Source organism: Nonomuraea mangrovi (genome assembly GCF_042681425.1).
Classification (GTDB): Bacteria; Actinomycetota; Actinomycetes; order Streptosporangiales; family Streptosporangiaceae; genus Nonomuraea; species Nonomuraea mangrovi.
Genome location: NZ_JBHUFV010000079.1, coordinates 83,225 through 98,519, shown reverse-complemented (window position 1 = coordinate 98,519; position 15,295 = coordinate 83,225). Strand labels below are relative to the sequence as shown.

General features: G+C 69.3%; 16 protein-coding genes. 10 read left to right on the top strand and 6 right to left on the bottom strand.

The genetic code is table 11. From position 1 onward, the window contains the following. Window positions 1–14 precede the first annotated feature (14 nt). Window positions 15–662 (bottom strand): hypothetical protein, encoded by a 648-nt coding sequence (locus tag ACFSKW_RS46790; protein ID WP_379581085.1) that lies wholly within the window; start codon window positions 660–662, stop codon window positions 15–17. Between the two features lie 592 nt (window positions 663–1,254). On the opposite strand from ACFSKW_RS46790, the gene ACFSKW_RS46785 reads away from it, so the two are divergent. After that, window positions 1,255–1,656 carry a hypothetical protein gene (locus ACFSKW_RS46785; RefSeq protein WP_379581084.1) on the top strand — a complete coding sequence of 134 codons (402 nt, stop codon included), beginning with the start codon at window positions 1,255–1,257 and terminating at the stop codon, window positions 1,654–1,656. A gap of 496 nt (window positions 1,657–2,152) precedes the next feature. Here the strand turns inward: ACFSKW_RS46785 and ACFSKW_RS46780 are convergent, their stop codons facing one another. After that, window positions 2,153–2,590, bottom strand: a complete 438-nt coding sequence (locus tag ACFSKW_RS46780; protein ID WP_379581083.1) for an ASCH domain-containing protein — start codon at window positions 2,588–2,590, stop codon at window positions 2,153–2,155. Between the two features lie 380 nt (window positions 2,591–2,970). Between ACFSKW_RS46780 and ACFSKW_RS46775 the strand changes: the two genes are divergently transcribed. Beyond that, window positions 2,971–3,195, top strand: a complete 225-nt coding sequence (locus ACFSKW_RS46775; protein WP_379581082.1) for a hypothetical protein — start codon at window positions 2,971–2,973, stop codon at window positions 3,193–3,195. Window positions 3,196–3,263: 68 nt separating this feature from the next. On the opposite strand, the gene ACFSKW_RS46770 is transcribed toward ACFSKW_RS46775, so the two are convergent. Both ACFSKW_RS46770 and ACFSKW_RS46765 read right to left on the bottom strand, forming a co-directional pair. Then, entirely contained in the window at window positions 3,264–4,286 is a 1,023-nt protein-coding gene (locus ACFSKW_RS46770; RefSeq protein ID WP_379581081.1) for a hypothetical protein, read from the bottom strand. 55 nt (window positions 4,287–4,341) lie between these two features. Continuing rightward, window positions 4,342–5,265, bottom strand: a complete 924-nt coding sequence (locus ACFSKW_RS46765; RefSeq protein ID WP_379581080.1) for a DMT family transporter — start codon at window positions 5,263–5,265, stop codon at window positions 4,342–4,344. Here ACFSKW_RS46765 and ACFSKW_RS46760 point away from each other — a divergent pair. From ACFSKW_RS46760 to ACFSKW_RS46730, 7 genes are all read left to right on the top strand, one after another. Then, window positions 5,264–6,661, top strand: a complete 1,398-nt coding sequence (locus ACFSKW_RS46760; RefSeq protein ID WP_379581079.1) for an aminotransferase-like domain-containing protein — start codon at window positions 5,264–5,266, stop codon at window positions 6,659–6,661. The genes ACFSKW_RS46765 and ACFSKW_RS46760 overlap by 2 nt on opposite strands. Window positions 6,662–6,814: 153 nt before the next feature. Beyond that, window positions 6,815–7,423 (top strand): GNAT family N-acetyltransferase, encoded by a 609-nt coding sequence (locus ACFSKW_RS46755; RefSeq protein WP_379581078.1) that lies wholly within the window; start codon window positions 6,815–6,817, stop codon window positions 7,421–7,423. Then, complete coding sequence (locus tag ACFSKW_RS46750; RefSeq protein ID WP_379581077.1) at window positions 7,423–8,298, top strand: 1,4-dihydroxy-2-naphthoate polyprenyltransferase; 876 nt, start codon at window positions 7,423–7,425, stop codon at window positions 8,296–8,298. The genes ACFSKW_RS46755 and ACFSKW_RS46750 overlap by 1 nt, the downstream gene beginning before the upstream one ends. Before the next feature lie 107 nt (window positions 8,299–8,405). Next, window positions 8,406–9,755: a purine-cytosine permease family protein gene (locus ACFSKW_RS46745; protein ID WP_379581076.1), complete on the top strand. Its 1,350-nt coding sequence runs from the start codon at window positions 8,406–8,408 to the stop codon at window positions 9,753–9,755. After that, window positions 9,748–11,472, top strand: a complete 1,725-nt coding sequence (locus tag ACFSKW_RS46740; protein WP_379581075.1) for an adenine deaminase C-terminal domain-containing protein — start codon at window positions 9,748–9,750, stop codon at window positions 11,470–11,472. The genes ACFSKW_RS46745 and ACFSKW_RS46740 overlap by 8 nt, the downstream gene beginning before the upstream one ends. Beyond that, window positions 11,469–12,461, top strand: coding sequence for an adenosine deaminase (locus tag ACFSKW_RS46735; protein WP_379581074.1), 993 nt, complete (start codon window positions 11,469–11,471; stop codon window positions 12,459–12,461). The genes ACFSKW_RS46740 and ACFSKW_RS46735 overlap by 4 nt, the downstream gene beginning before the upstream one ends. A gap of 113 nt (window positions 12,462–12,574) precedes the next feature. Beyond that, window positions 12,575–12,937 (top strand): winged helix-turn-helix transcriptional regulator, encoded by a 363-nt coding sequence (locus ACFSKW_RS46730; protein ID WP_379581073.1) that lies wholly within the window; start codon window positions 12,575–12,577, stop codon window positions 12,935–12,937. 1 nt (window position 12,938) lies between these two features. Here the strand turns inward: ACFSKW_RS46730 and ACFSKW_RS46725 are convergent, their stop codons facing one another. Both ACFSKW_RS46725 and ACFSKW_RS46720 read right to left on the bottom strand, forming a co-directional pair. Beyond that, a complete protein-coding gene (locus tag ACFSKW_RS46725) occupies window positions 12,939–13,394 on the bottom strand; it encodes a cupin domain-containing protein (RefSeq protein ID WP_379581072.1) in 456 nt (151 codons plus the stop codon). 58 nt (window positions 13,395–13,452) lie between these two features. Next, the gene (locus ACFSKW_RS46720; protein ID WP_379581071.1) at window positions 13,453–14,289 is read right to left on the bottom strand and encodes an NAD(P)-dependent oxidoreductase; all 837 of its coding nucleotides are present in this window, start codon (window positions 14,287–14,289) and stop codon (window positions 13,453–13,455) included. Window positions 14,290–14,415: 126 nt separating this feature from the next. Here ACFSKW_RS46720 and ACFSKW_RS46715 point away from each other — a divergent pair, with 126 nt between their 5' ends. Then, the gene (locus ACFSKW_RS46715) at window positions 14,416–15,249 is read left to right on the top strand and encodes a helix-turn-helix transcriptional regulator (RefSeq protein ID WP_379581070.1); all 834 of its coding nucleotides are present in this window, start codon (window positions 14,416–14,418) and stop codon (window positions 15,247–15,249) included. The last annotated feature ends 46 nt before the right edge of the window (window positions 15,250–15,295 follow it).

The following is a 15,295-nucleotide window of genomic DNA, read 5'->3' as shown; positions in this document are numbered from 1 at the left end:
CACCGCGGGTGTCCTTACTTGGGTGACAGCACGCGTCCGTGGAAGGTCGGGTGGACGGTCTCCCAGTACCTCCAGCCCTCGACCCTGGACGGGACGTTGGCGATACCGGTGGCGACCCTGTTCACCCTGCAGTCCTCGAACTGCCGCCAGGCGGAGAAGCCCACGCGGTAGCCGAAGACGCGGTACCACAGGTTGCCGTACTTGCCCTTGCTGACCTCGTGGGTGTAGTCGTGGCCGGCCTCGACGACGTGCTCCTCGGCAATCAGCGGGTTCACATTGTTTGCCAGAGCGCGCACCAGCTCCTGCCGGTCGAACGTCGTGGTGATGTCGCTGGCCTTGATCCGCTCGATCTCGATCTCGAAGTACACGCGGTGCTGGCGCCTGACGGTGGCCGTCATCGTGCCACCAGGGCCGTCGACGAAGCGGGTGCGAGGGATGAAGAAGTTCCTCGGCCTGAAGTTGTGGAACCTGAAGAAGGCCCTGGGCCGGCACTTCCTATGAGCCTCGCGCCTCAGCGAGGGGCGGTTGTGGGGATTGGGGTCGGACGCCTCGACCTCCGAGGAGTCGAACTGGTCCTCCGTAACCGGGGACGCGAGGGCGGCCGAGCACAGGCTGGCGCCGAGGACCACGGAGACGGATCCCGCCAGAGCCAGGTTCGCCATCCTGCGCAGCGGCCTCTGTCGCGTCGGCAGCGTAGGTGTGACGGTGACATCTGTTCGGGGATATGGCGTGAACATAGAAATACCGTTCCTCTCGGAACGCGGCCCGTGGCCGCGACTAACTCGCTGGCCGGTTTACGGCCGAATGCTCGTTCGCTGAGTGACTCAACGTAACAATAAGGATGCTTACAGTCGTCGAGGGCTGTCTTGTGACGCCACGCCACGCCGGAGTCCCCTAAAAAGGGAAAGTGCCGGTGAAAGGTGTCTACAGCGCTCCGCTGCCGTTCTGGCCAGATATGGCTTGCGCGTGCGCGGAAGTGCCTGTCGCGCCGCCCGCATCGAAGCCGCCGGCCAGGTAAAGAGCGCGTCTGCAGTACCGCCCGGGTAAAGGGCGGTCCACACCGTGACGCTTGTCGGAACATTGCCATCAGAACGTCACGCACGCCCCGAGTCGGTACAGGAGCTCCCCGCGCGGAGGCGTGGCGAAATATCACATTAAGTAGCGCCTATGTCGCTCTATATGGCGAGAGGGTAATCCGATCGGCTGAAGGCTTTGAGTTTCCCTAGGCGACCGCCGAAGCCCTCGTTCATTAGCGTGGGAATCTGGTTCAACGTTGAATCGATGCCAGGCGCGATGCCGGTTCCGCTGCTCTATCAGCCCGCGCATCGCCAGGACGCCACTGATTCACACACCATGGAGTCATCCGTCATGATCAAGATCAGGAACGCTCTCGCGGTCGGGGCGATCGGGGCCTCAGTCCTCGTCGTGCCGGTGACGATGCCGACACAGCTCGCCAGTGCCGTGAGCGTGGCCGGGACGCTCTCGGCCGCGCCCGTTCTCGCCTCCTCGGCCGGTCCCTGCGAATTCGCCAGCAACCCTTCCAAGTGCCGTTCCATGCTGGGCTACAGCCACGGCAACGGCATGGGCAGCGGCGGTCTCGGCGACAGCCTCGACGACAGCATCACCAGTCGCCGAAACGGCAGGGGCAACGACTGACGCTCCGCGTCCTCGGAGGCTGACAGAAAGGCCCTCCCCGGCCCGCCCCGCCTGGACAGCCAGGAGTGGACTCCGCAGGTTCGAGAACCACGGCGGCCTCGCGTGGCCGTTCGACCGCGGCGGCTCGACACCGATACCCGGACCGCACCGCCCGGTCAGCGCCTCGATCCGGAGGCGGACGGCAACCGCACCCAGAGAGGGCCCTACCACCACCTTCGGCAGGCGCGTGGCGTACTCGCACAGCGCCTGCCGAAGCCATGGCACCCGTGACAGTGGAACCATCGATCGGATGCTCGCCTGATCCAGCCCTTGGCATCGGCCCAGGGCATCCTGAAGATCAGCGGCCGGTCCGGTCCCGCGCGCCTTGAGGTGCCTGTCCAACATCCTCGACATACCGGATCGCCCTCGGGCCGCACCCGCGCCACAGCGCGACGCGCGTGGAATCACAAGGGTGCCGTCCGGGGGCCGCATCGCGTCCGGGGACCCCTGACCGGCCTCAGGATCCGGAGGCCACGCCCTCCGAGGCCGGACGACCGTCGCCGTCGATCAGGCGGAAGGACATGCAGACGACTTCGGTGGTGTCGTGGACCTTGTAACCTGCGTCGGTCCAGAAGCGGCGGTGGGCCTCGCCCCAGTGGTCGACCGAACGGTAACCCTCACCCTCCGAGTCGGCGAACTCCCAGGTCACCTCGTTGAACGGGACGACCGTGACCGCCGTGACCTCGACCTCGGCCAGCTGTCCGCCGTTGTCGTCGACGAGGGCCAGACGTTCTCCGACGTGCTCGAGCTCCTCGTTCTCCGCTCGGTAGTCGTACTCCAGCAGGCCCGCCGTGCCGGTCTTGGCTTTGGACATGACCAGGTCGTTCAGCCAGGTGCGCATGTCACCTGGGGTTCCGAGACCCAGAATCCTGAGCCCGTCGATTCGCCCCCACATGATCCGCAGCCTACCCGGGCCCGGCGACCAAGATCCCGATTCCGACACACCGGTCGCGCCGGCCCCTGGACCCCGGATGACCGGGACGACAACCCATCCGCATCGCAGCGACTTGACGGAACATTGCCATCCCGGTCCGGCGTCCGCCCGAGTGGCCACAGGGGCTCCCGACACAAGGCCATGACCACATATCGCTCTAAGTAATGAAATATCGCTCTACGTGGCGAAAGGGTAATATGCCCGACTCAAGGCTTTGAGGTTCCTTTGGCGACCGCCGGAGCCCTCGCTGGCTAGCGTGGACATCGACGCCGAACGCGATGCGGCGCCCCTGTGACCCTGGCCTCGTCCGGGGCGCGGCTGATCCACCCCTGGAGTCGTCAATGACCAAGATCAGAAACGTTCTCGCGGCCGGGGCGATGGGAGCCTCGGTACTCATCGCGCCCGTGACGATGCCGGCCCAGTTCGCCAGTGCCGAAACCGTGACGGGGACGCCCTCGACCACGTCTCTCACGTCCGTGAACGGCCCCTGCGACGACAAGCCGAACCCGGACAAGTGCCGCGCCCGGCTCGGCGACAACCACGGCGACGGAGGCGGCGGCTACTAGGACCAGGAGAGCAGCCCTCCCGGCTCGCGTCCCATGGACAGCCGGGAAGGGCTTTCGCGCGCCGGGGCTCAGAAGACGGGGATGATGTCCTCGGGGTCGATGAAGTCGACGGGGACGCCCTCGATGTCCAGCTCGGGAATCGCGGGGAACTCGATCCCCCACCGTTCCACGATCGCTCGCACCCTTGCCATCGCCACGCGCCAGTTCTCCGCCTGCTCCTCGTACGACAGCACGCCAAGCCCCGCCGTACGCGCGTGGTCCATCAGCACCCGGTGGTTGGCGAGGAAGTACGGCGGCAGGTCCCAGAACCCCTCGGGCGGCTCCCACAGGATCATCGACAGGAAGACGAAGCCCGCCCGTAGCTGCCGGGTGATGAGGGAGCGGACGTCGTCGGTGAGGCCCGGCCACTCGTTCTCCAGGATCGTCATGCAGATCTGCAGATGCCGGGACTCGTCCCTGCCGATGCGCTGGAACATCTCACCGAACACGGGGTGCCGCGTACCCGACGCCATCCCCCTGAACAGCGTCGAGGCCGCCATCTCCCCCATCATGAACGACGTGAACAGCACCGGGAGCGAGTACTTCCCCACCGCCGCGGTGTAGCCGTTCCAGTAGCGCCCGCCGTTGTGGTACAGCCAGCCGATGTTGTTGTGGGCGGCCTTCTCCAGGTCGGTGACGGGGGTCCAGTCGAGGGGGCCGCCGGGCCACAGCTTGGCGATGGTGCGCTGGCAGCACTCCTCGTGGTTCATCTCGTCCCTGGTGATCGAGAAGAAGCACTTGCGGACCGGGTCCTCCTCGTGTTTCTCGAACGCCTGGATGGTCGCGCGGGCGAACACCGCCGGCCCCGAGGCGTCGAAGTTGGCGAGGACGGCGAACCAGTACATGATCCCCAGACGCTGCTCGACGGTGAAGTCGTCAGGGGAGAGCCCGTCCCATGGCAGGTCGGCGGGGTTCCAGACCATGCGCTTGGACTTCTCGTAGATAGCCGCCAGCTTCTCGGTCTCGACCCGCCACTCCATCGGATAGATGTTCGGCTGGGGGATCTCGGGCGCTGGCCAGAATCCGCCTTCGGGGATCGTGAGGTCGGCCATGATTTGTGACACCTCCTGCCCCCATCCTGCGCTGAGGTGTCACGTCTTTCAAGCACTATGTACGGCTCCGCTGCGTAACCGCCACGCAGACCAAGACGGCGAGCGCGCCGAGCACGGTGGCCACGCCGTACCGCTCCCCCATGAGCAGCCACGCCCACACCAGGGTCAGCAGCGGCTGGGTGAGCTGGGTCTGTCCCGCGCGGGCGATGCCGCCCTGGGCGAGACCCGCGTACCAGGGGACGAATCCGAGGAACATCGAGATGATCCCGACGTAGAGGAACCCGCCGACCGACGCGGGAGAGAGCACGATGGGCGTGGCGAGACCCAGCGCGACGGACACGGGCAGCGTCACGGGGAGCGAGATCACCAGGGCGTAGGAGATGACCTGCCATCCGGGCGTGGTGCGGGCCAGCCGGCCGCCCTCGGTGTAGCCCATGGCCGCCGACAGCAGCGCGGCGATCAGCAGGACGTCCGCGAGGGACACGCTTCCGCCGCCCTGGGAGACGGTGAAGACGGTGATCGCGACGGCTCCGGCCGTACAGGCGGCCCAGAACAGCGGGCGCGGGCGCTCGCCCGCGCGCCAGACGGCGAACGCGGCGGTCGCGGCGGGCAGCAGGCCGATCACCACGGCGGAATGGGCGGTGCTGGCGCCCAGGTGGAGCGCCAGGCCGCTGAAGACGGGGAAGCCGAAGACCACGCCCAGAGAGATGATCGCGTAGGAGCCCCACTGGGCGCGCGGCGGCACCAGCGGCAGGCGGGCGGCCTTGAGACAGGCCATCGCGACGAGCCCGGCCAGCAGCGCCCGCCCGATCGCCACCAGCCACGGGTCGAAGCCGCGCATCGCGAACACGGTGGCGGGAAAGGAGCCGGAGAAGGCGAGCACGCCGAGAAAGGCCAGGAGGGTGCCGCGCCGCGCGTGCTGGAGGGGGGCAGGAACCGTTACTCCAGCGGCGACGATAGCGCTATTGTTATCTCTCATGAAAGACGATAGCAGTATCGCCCAGATCGCCGCGATGCTGCGCGAGGAGATCGCGGCGAGGCAGCCGGGAGACCGCCTGCCGTCCAGCCGCGAGCTGATGCGGCGCCACGGGGTCAGTCCCGTGACCGTGTCGAGGGCGATCGGGCAGCTCGCCGCCGAGGGAAGGGTCATCACCAAGCCGGGAAGCGGCGCCTTCGTCGCCCCACGGCCGACGCCGCTGAGGGAGGTCCCCGACCTCTCCTGGCAGACGGTGGCGCTCGGCGACAGGGTGATCGACGACTCGGGCGTCACGGCGCTGCTCACCGCGCCTCCCGAGGACGTGATCCCGCTGACCGGCGGATACCTCAACGCCGCGATGCGCCCCGACAGGCAGCTGTCCGCGGCCGCGTCGCGGGCGGTCAAGCGCCTGGACGCGTGGGCGGCGCCACCACTGACGGGCGTCGCCGAGCTGCGCGGCTGGTTCGCCAGGCAGGCGGGCGGCGAGGTGACCGCGGCCGACGCGCTGATCGTCAGCGGCGGGCAGGCCGCGCTCAGCCACGCCTTCCGCGCGCTGGCCGCCCCCGGCACGACCATGCTGATGGAGACGCCCACCTATCCCGGGGCGATGGCGGCGGCCAAGGCCGCTGGGCTGCGGACGGCGGCGGTGCCGATGGACGCGGACGGGGTCCTGCCCGACCTGCTGGCCGAGGCGTTCGCGGTGACGGGCGCGCGGGTCTTCTACTGCCAGCCGACGCTGCACAATCCGACGGGCGCGACGCTCACGGGCGAGCGCAGAGAGCAGGTGCTCCAGGTCGCCAGGGCGCACAACGCGTTCGTGATCGAGGACGACTACGCCCGCTACCTGACCGATCGCGCCCCCACCCCGATGGTCGCTCTCGACCGCTACGGCACGGTCGTCCACGTCAGCTCGCTCACCAAGATCCTCGCGCCCAGCCTGCGCCTGGCCGCCGTGATCGCCAGAGGGCCCGCCGCCCAGCGGCTGAGGGCCGGACAGCTCGTGGAGTCGTTCTTCGTGGCCAGACCCCTGCAGGAGACGGCGCTGGAGTTCGTCAGCTCGCCCGCGTGGCCCCGCCATCTGGCCGCGGTCCACACCGAGCTGGCCACGCGGCGCGCGGCGCTCCTCGCCGCCCTGGCCGCCCTGCTGCCGGACGCCGAGCCGCACCTGCTGCCGCGCGGCGGCAAGCACGTGTGGGTACGGCTGCCGCCGCACGTCGACGAGGCCGCGCTGGTCGAGGAGGCGCGTAGGAACGGGGTCCAGGTGAGTCCTGGCCGCATCTACTACCCCGCCGAGCCGCCGGGTCCCCGCCTGCGGCTCACCCACAGCGCCGCCGTCCACGTGGCGGAGCTGACCGAGGGAGTACGGCGGCTGGCCGACGCCTACGCCCGGTTGAGCTGATCAAGCGTTTACGATGGTGTCCCGTAACCGGACGAACACCCGCGCTTATCGAGCCAGGCGTCATCGCGAGCCCCGAATCACCGATACGGTGTAACACGTGCCCTCGAGATCCTCCGGTCGCGGGCACAACGGCAGGCGAAGGAGCGGGCCGAGATGGCAGACGTAGGCGTCCGGGCGGCCCGGCGCGAGGATGTGCTCCAGGTTGCGAACACTCAGATCCGCGCCTGGCGCTACGGCTATCGGGACTTCCTGCCCGAGGGACCTCTTGAGCAGATGACGGGTCCCGCGGCCGAGAAGATGTGGCTGCGCCAGTGGGACGAGGCGATCGTCGCGCCGCCCACGCGCATGCACCGCGTCCTCGTGGCCGTGGAGACCATCCTCGACACCGAGGGCTTTCCCGCTCTCGGTCTCGGCGGCGCCAACGCCCCCGCCACCCCGCGCGGCGGCGAGCGGGTGGTCGGCCTGGCCTCCCACGCCCCCGCCGAGGACCCCGACCTCGACCCGACGGTGACGGCCGAGATGCTGACGCTGCTGGTCGACCCGGACTTCGTCCGGCGCGGCCACGGCAGCCGCCTGCTCAACGCGACCGTCGACTACCTCCGCGAGGACGGCTTCCGTCAGATCGTCACCTGGGTGTTCGCCGAGAACTACGCGATGCTCGGCTTCCTGGAGTCGGCGGGCTGGGGCGAGGACATGGCCGAACGCGTGCTGGACATGGGCCGTCCGATCCGGATGGTCAGGCTCACGACGGACATCAGCTGATGGCGACTCTCAACCAGTGGGTGGCGGGCGCACGCCCCCGAACCCTGCCCAACGCGGTCGTGCCCGTCGTGGTCGGCACGGGCGTCGCGATAGGCGAGGGCAGCCCGATCTGGTGGCGCGCCGTCGTGGCGCTGCTGGTGGCGCTGCTCCTGCAGATCGGCGTCAACTACGCCAACGACTACAGCGACGGCATCAGGGGCACCGACGACCAGCGGGTGGGCCCGATGCGCCTGGTCGGCTCCGGCGTGGCGGCGCCACGCCAGGTGCTGGCCGCCGCGCTCGGCTGCTTCGCCGCGGCCGCCGTCGCCGGCCTGACGCTGGTGGTCGCCACGCAGGCCTGGTGGGTGCTGCTGGTCGGCGCGGCGGCGATCGCCGCCGCCTGGTTCTACACCGGCGGCAAGCGCCCTTACGGCTACCGCGCGCTCGGCGAGGCCGCCGTCTTCGTCTTCTTCGGCCCCGTCCCCGTGATGGGCACCGCCTTCGTCCAGACAGGGCACCTGTCGTGGGTGGCGCTGGCCGCCTCCATCCCGATCGGCCTGCTGTCGTGCTCGATGCTCGTCATCAACAACCTGCGCGACGTCGTCACCGACGGCCCCGCGGGCAAGCGCACGCTGGCCGTGGTGCTGGGCGCCGAGCGCACCAGGGTGATGTACACGGTGTGCCTGGTCGCCCCGCTCGTGATCCCGCTGCTGCTGATCCCGTTCACGCCGTTCGCCGCGCTGCCGGTGCTCGCCGCGCCGCTGGCGATCGGCCCGGTCAAGACCGTCCGGTCGGGCGCCACCGGCCCCGCGCTCATCGCCGTCCTGCAGGCCACGGGCAAGCTGCAGATGGCCTACGGCCTGCTGTTCGCCGTCGGCCTGGCGATCACCTTGTAGGCGGATACAAACCGGCGAGCCGATCTCGTATGCGCGCATAAGCGCCCTGGTCAAACCCGCCTGGTTCACTGAATCCGGATATTCAGTGACTCCGGAAGGGACCGTCCATGGAGCAACGCGGGATCGAGCTGGTTCCTGCGGCCGAACGGTACGGCCGTCCTCGCGACCTGCTCTTCCTCTGGGCAGGCACGACGACGACCGTGTTCACCGTGGTCTACGGCACGATCGTGGTCGCGATGGGGCTGAGCTTCTGGCAGGCCGTCGCGGCCATCGTCATCGGCAACCTGCTGGCCTTCCCGCTGGTCGGGTTCAGCAGCATCCAGGGGATGCAGCAGGGCACGTCCACGATGGCGATCTCCCGCGCCGCCTACGGCAACAAGGGCGCCCGCGTGCTCGGCTTCTTCGGCTGGCTGAACATGGTCGGCTTCGAGGCGGGCGGCATGGTGATGATCACCCTGGCCGGGCTGACGCTGCTGGAACAGGCGGGCGTGCAGAGCGACGGCCTCGGGCTGAAGGTGGCCATCGTGCTGGTCGCCGCACTCATCCAGCTCATCCTGCCGCTGATCGGGCACTCCGCCGTCATGAAGGCGCAGAAGTACCTCACCTGGGTGTTCCTGGTCATGTTCGTGATCATGGCGATCCTGGTCGCGCCCAAGGCGAACCTGTCGGCCGCCGGGTCGGCGGACTTCTCGACGTTCACGCTGGCGGTCATGCTGGTGATGTCGGGCGGCGGTCTGTCGTGGGCGCCTCTCGGCGGCGACTACTCCCGCTACCTGCCCGTCGACTCCTCCAGGAAGGCGGTGTTCGGCTACGCGTTCCTGGGCGGCTTCGTGCCGTACCTGCTGCTCATGGTGCTGGGAGCGGCCGTCGCGACGGTCGTGACCAACGCCAGCGACCCGATCTCCGGCCTGCCGGGAGCGCTGCCGTCCTGGTTCGTCGTGCCGTACCTGCTGCTGACGGTCGTCACGCTCTTCGCCGCCAACACCACCGACCTCTACTCCTCGGGACTGAACCTGCAGGCCGCGGGGATCAACGTCAAGCGGTGGCTGGCGGTCGTCCTCGACCTGATCCTGTGCGTGATCATCACCTTCGTCGCGATCACCTCCGACTCGTTCAACACGATGCTGAACGCCTTCCTCGGCCTGCTGGTGATCTGGCTGGCGCCGTGGGCGGGCGTGTACGTCACCGACTGGCTGCGCCGCAGGGGCCGCTACGACGCCGCGTCGCTCTTCGACGAGCACGCGCCCGGCCAGGTCCGCTGGTCCGGCCTCGTCGCCCAGGCCTTCGGCATGGTGGCCGCCGCCCTCTGGCTGAACTCCAGCGTGTTCGTCGGCTGGGTGTCCGGCGCGACCGGCGGCTCCGACTTCAGCATCTTCGCCGGCTTCGTCGTCGCCGGAATCGTCTACGCCGCCCTGGACCGCCGTCCGGTCCCCGTCAAGGAGCTCGCTCATGCATGACCTGCTCGACGTCGCCTACGGCCGCAGGCCCGCCGACACGATCATCACCAACGGCACGCTCGTCAACGTGCTGACCGGCGAGCTCTACCCCGCCGAGATCGGCATCAGCGGCGACAGGATCGCCGCCGTGGGTCCCTCCCTCGAGCGCGGCCCGCTGACCGAGATCATCGACGCGCGCGGCGGCTTCCTCGTGCCCGGCCTCATCGACGGTCACCTGCACATCGAGTGCAGCAAACTGTCCGTGACCAGCTTCGCCAACCTGGTCGTCCCCTTCGGCACCACCAGCGTGGTCTCGGGCCTCGACCAGATCCTCGTGGCCGAGGGCCTCGACGGGGTACGGCAGGCGCTGAACGAGGCGGCCGCCACCAGCATGCGGATCTGGTGGGGCGCCCCCGCCAAGGCCCCCTACACCGTCCCGCAGTCGACCGTCGGCCACATCTTCGGCCCCGCCGAGCACCGCGTCGCCCACGAATGGCCTGAGTGCGTGGGCATCTGGGAGACCGTGCAGGAGATGGTCGAGCACGGCGACCCCGCCGTGATGGAGGCGCTCGAACTCGCCCACAACCGGCGGCTGCCGATCTTCGGCTGCGCGCCGCTGTCGGACGCCCGCCGTATCGCCGGGCTGGCCGCCGCCGGCATCAGGCTCGACCACGAGTCCTACAGCCACGAGGAGATGCTGGAGAAGCTCCGCCAGGGCATCTACGCGATCGTCCGCGAGTCGTCCGTCGCGCACTTCCTGCAGGAGAACATCCAGGTGGTCGCCAAGGTCGGCGCGCGCCGCGTCGCGTTCTGCACCGACGACGTCCACGCGGCCGACGTACTGGCGGGCGGGCACATGGACAAGCTGGTCAGGATGGCGATCAAGGCGGGCGTGGACCCCGTCACCGCGATCCAGATGGCCACGGTCAACTGCGCCGAGATGTACCGCATCGACGACCTGGTCGGCAGCATCGCGCCGGGCCGCTTCGCCGACGTGCTGATCGTGGACTCCCTCGAGGACTTCACGATCAGGGAGGTGGTCGCGGGAGGCCGCCTGGTGGCCAGGGGCGGGGCCATGGTCGTGCCCGCCGTACCGCCTGCCAGGGGTGAGGTGCGGCCCTTCCCCGTGCGCGAGGTCACCGCCGACGACCTGGCGCTGCGCTCGGACGCCGACGAGGTCACCGTGCTCACGCTCGAGTTCACCGAGCAGGTCTTCGTGCGCAGGCGGCGCGACGTCACGCTTCCCGTCGTCGACGGCGTCGTCGAGCCGTCCGTCGAACACGACGCGCTGCTGGTCACCGTCGTCGAGCGGTACGGCAAGACGGGCAACAGGCCCGTCGCCATGGTCAGCGGGATGGGCCTGCGCAAGGGGGCCATCGCCACCAGCGCCGCGCCCGACGACAACAACATCATCTGCGTGGGCGCCTCCCGCTCCGACATGGCGCTGGCGATCAACACCGTCTCGGCGATGGGCGGCGGTCAGGTCGTCGTCGTCGACGGCGCCGTCGTGGAGTCGCTGCCGCTGCCCGTCGCGGGCATCGTGTCCGACCTCCCTGCCGCCGAGATGGCGGTGCTGGAGGAGCGGCTCGACGATGTGGCACGCTCGCTGGGGTGCGCGTTGCCGGCGCCGCTGATGTACCTGTTCTTCCTGTCCATCACCGCAATCCCCGACTACGCGGTCACCGACCTCGGTCTGGTCGACTGCGTCAACCTCGAGATCGTGGAGGTCATCCGTTGAACGACTTCATCGCCGGGCTGCCGAAGTGCGAGCTCCACCTGCACATCGAGGGCACCCTCGAGCCGGAGCTCAAGTTCGAGCTGGCCCGGCGCAACGGCATCGCGCTGCCGTACGCGTCGGTGGAGGAGATGCGCGCGGCCTACGCCTTCGACGACCTGCCGTCCTTCCTCGGCGTCTACTACGAGGGCATGGGCGTGCTCCGCACCGAGCCCGACTTCTACGACCTGGCCATGGCGTACCTGCGCAAGGCCGCCTCGCAGAACGTCCGCTACGCCGAGATCTTCTTCGACCCGCAGGCGCACACCTCTCGCGGCGTCCCGTTCGACGTGGTGATCCGCGGCCTGCGCAGGGCGCTCATGGACGGCCACGCCCAGCTCGGCGTCCGCGCCCAGCTCATCATGTGCTTCCTGCGCGACTTCCAGGCCGAGTACGCCATGGCGACGCTGCTGGAGTCGCTGCCGTACAAGGAGTGGATCGTCGGCGTCGGCCTCGACTCCGACGAGAAGGGCAACCCGCCCGTCAAGTTCGCCGAGGTGTACGCGCGGGCCAGGCAGGAGGGTTACCTGCTGACCATGCACTGCGACGTCGATCAGGAGAACTCCGTCGAGCACATCCGGCAGTGCCTCGATGAGATCGGCGTCGACAGGATCGACCACGGCGTCAACATCCTGGAGGACCCCGAGCTGGTGCAGCGGGTGATCGACAAGGGGATCGGGCTGACGTGCTGCCCGATCTCCAACTCCATCGTCACGGACTCGATGAAGGCCACGGGGATCAGGAAGCTGCTGGATCTGGGGGTGCGGGTCACGATCAACTCCGACGATCCGGCGTACTTCCCCGGATACGTGCAGGAGAACCTGCAGGCTCTGGAGCTGTCGCGGGAGGAGCTGCTGCAGGTGCAGCGGAACGCCTTCGAGATCACGTGGCTGCCCCGGCACGTGAAGGAGGGATACCTCGCCGAGCTCGAGGAGTACGCCGCCCGGTCCTGACGGCGGCTCGCGGGCTCGGCATCGCGCGATGTGATCGACAACCTCGGCGGCCGCGGATAGGTTACGTCGAGTAAGAGGGTTCCTGTCAGGAACCATCGCGGTTGGAGATCACCATGGGCGTCCTCGACCACACTCCGGCGGCGTGCCGGGCTCGCGAGATCCTCGACCGGGTGGGCGGCAAGTGGTCGCTGTCCGTGATCTCCCAGCTCGGCGCGGAGACGAAGCGGTTCACCGAGCTCAGCCGCGGCATCGAAGGCGTCAGCCATCGGATGCTGACCGTCACCCTGCGCGACCTGGAGCGCGACGGCATCGTCTCCAGGAGGGTCTACCCGGTCGTGCCGCCCCGCGTCGAGTACGCGCTCACGCCGCTGGGCCGTACCCTTCTCGACCTCGTCGGCGGGCTCGTCACCTGGGCGGAGGACCACCTCGACGAGATCGACGCGGCCCGAGCCGCCTACGACGCCCGCGCCGAGTGAGTCAGCGGCCCAGGTAGGCGCGGAAGTCGATGATGGACGGGGGCGGCACCGGCTCGCTCTCGGTGCCCGGTGCCGGGCTCCGCTCCAGCAGCCGGGTGCCGACCACGGAGCCCGCGAACACGGCGTGGAGCCGTACCGTCCCGCCTGACGTGTTCCGGAACCCGTGGGAGACGCCCGCCGGCACCAGGATCACCGCCCCCGGCCCCACCGGCTGCCACTCCCCGTCGTAGAACGCCTCGGCCTCGCCCTCGTCGACGATGAGGACCTCCTCGTTCGTGTGCACGTGCACCGGGATGATCTCGTCGGGCGCGAGGAGCTCGAAGTTCAGGACCATGTCCTTGACGTGGCGGCCGTCGGGCCGGGCCGGATCCATCACCAACGAGTGCAGCGAGTTCGGCTTGTAGTTGTGCGGATCTTCGGGAAAGGGCCTGTAGTCCAGGCGAGTGACGATGCTCATGGCAGAAGTCTGAGCCCGGACGCGCTCCGCAGGTAGATCGCACTTTTTCGGAACCTTCTCACACCGGGGTAACCGCCACGGTGCTCCAGTCGTCCTGCCCGTGCCCCTGGGCCACCGCGGCCGAGAACGCCGACAGCACGCTGTCCAGGATCGGGTGCGCGCCGCTCTGACCCATGCGGGCGGCGTAGTCCAGGTCCTTGCGCGCCCACTCGGCCGAGAAGTTGATCGGCTCGGGCGGGGCGATCACGCTCTGCCACGCCATCTCGGTGATGACCCCGCCGGGCCTGTCGACCAGGGCCCTTCCCACCTGCTCACGGTCCAGGCCCACGGCCGTGGCCAGCTTGAGCGCCTCCCCGAAGGCCGCCATGTGGGTCGCTTGAAGGGCGTTGAGCACCAGTTTGAACCTGGTTCCCGCGCCGACGGGTCCGAAGTGCCTGACCTCCTTGGAGATCGCCGCCAGAGCGTCCTCCAGCGTCGCGGGCATGGCGGGGTCGCCACCCGCGAGCATGACCAGGTTTCCGGTCCTGGCACCGGCCGCACCCCCGGTGACCGGCATGTCGTAGAAGGTCAGCTCGCGCTCGGCGCATGCGGCCGCCAGTTCCGCCACCCAGTCCACGGACAGGGTCGCCGAGGAAACGAGCACCGTGCCCGGCCTGGCGCCTGCCAGGATCCCGTCGGCGCCCAGCCACACCTGCCTGGAGGAGTCGTCGTCCGCGGTGACCTCGAAGACCACCTCGGCGCTCGTGGCCGCCTCGGCGGGGGTGGCGACCTCCGTCAGCCCACCCGCGCGACCCGGAGTCCTGTTCCACACCACGACCTCGTGTCCGTGCGCGACCAGGTTGGCGGCGATGCCGCTGCCCATGATCCCCAGCCCGACCACTGCGACTTTCGTCATCACGTCTCTCCTCGTTCTTCGGTACGGCAACAGTCTGCGCCCCGCCGGCGGGACGAGGCAGACCTGCCGAAGGGGTGCCCTGGCAGGGCACCCCACACAGGACCGGCCGGGCGGCATACTCGACGAGTGAGTGGTTTGGGAGAGTTTCTGCGTTCGCGGCGGGCCAGGGTGTCGCCGCAGGAGGCCGGGCTGCCTGCGACGACGGGCCGCCGCCGTACCGAGGGGCTGCGCAGGGAGGAGGTGGCGATGCTCGCGGGGGTGAGCATCGAGTACTACACCCGGCTGGAGCAGGGCAAGCAGAACAACCCCGGCAGACCGGTGCTGGAGGCCGTCGCAGGGGTGCTGCGTCTGGACGAGGACGAACGGCGGCACCTGTTCGAGCTGGCCCGCCTGCCGGTGGAGGCGACCGCTCCGGCGAGGCCCTCACGCGGGATCCGGGCGGAGGTCCGCCGCCTCCTGGACATCGTCAGGCCGTACCCGGCCTATGTCCTCAGCCGCGCCAACGATCTGCTGGCCGCCAACGAGCAGGGGATGAAGCTGCTGCCCGGCATCGAGCAGTGGCCCGCGGCGGCGAGGAACACCGCCAGGTACACCTTCCTGCACCCCGACGCCAGGCGGGTCTACGGCAACTGGGAGGAGGTCGCGGCGGCGACCGTCGCCCATCTGCGGGCCGCCGCGGGCGCGCACCCCGACGCCGAGGAGCTGACCGGGCTGATCGATGAGTTGTCGGTGAAGAGCGGCGAGTTCGCGGGGCTGTGGGAGCGGTATGACGTGCGGGCCAGGACCAACGGGCGCAAGCGCTTCCAGCATCCAGTCGTCGGGCGGATGACGTTGAGCTACGAGGTGCTGACCGTGGCCCGCAGCGAGGGGCACCGGCTCGTGGTGTACCAGGCCGAACCCGGCACTCCCGACCACGACGCGATGATGCTGCTCGGCCTCGCGACCGCGGCGCCGTCCTGAACCAGCCCGAAGGGGACCGCCCCTGAGGCACGGCCGTCTCGGAGCA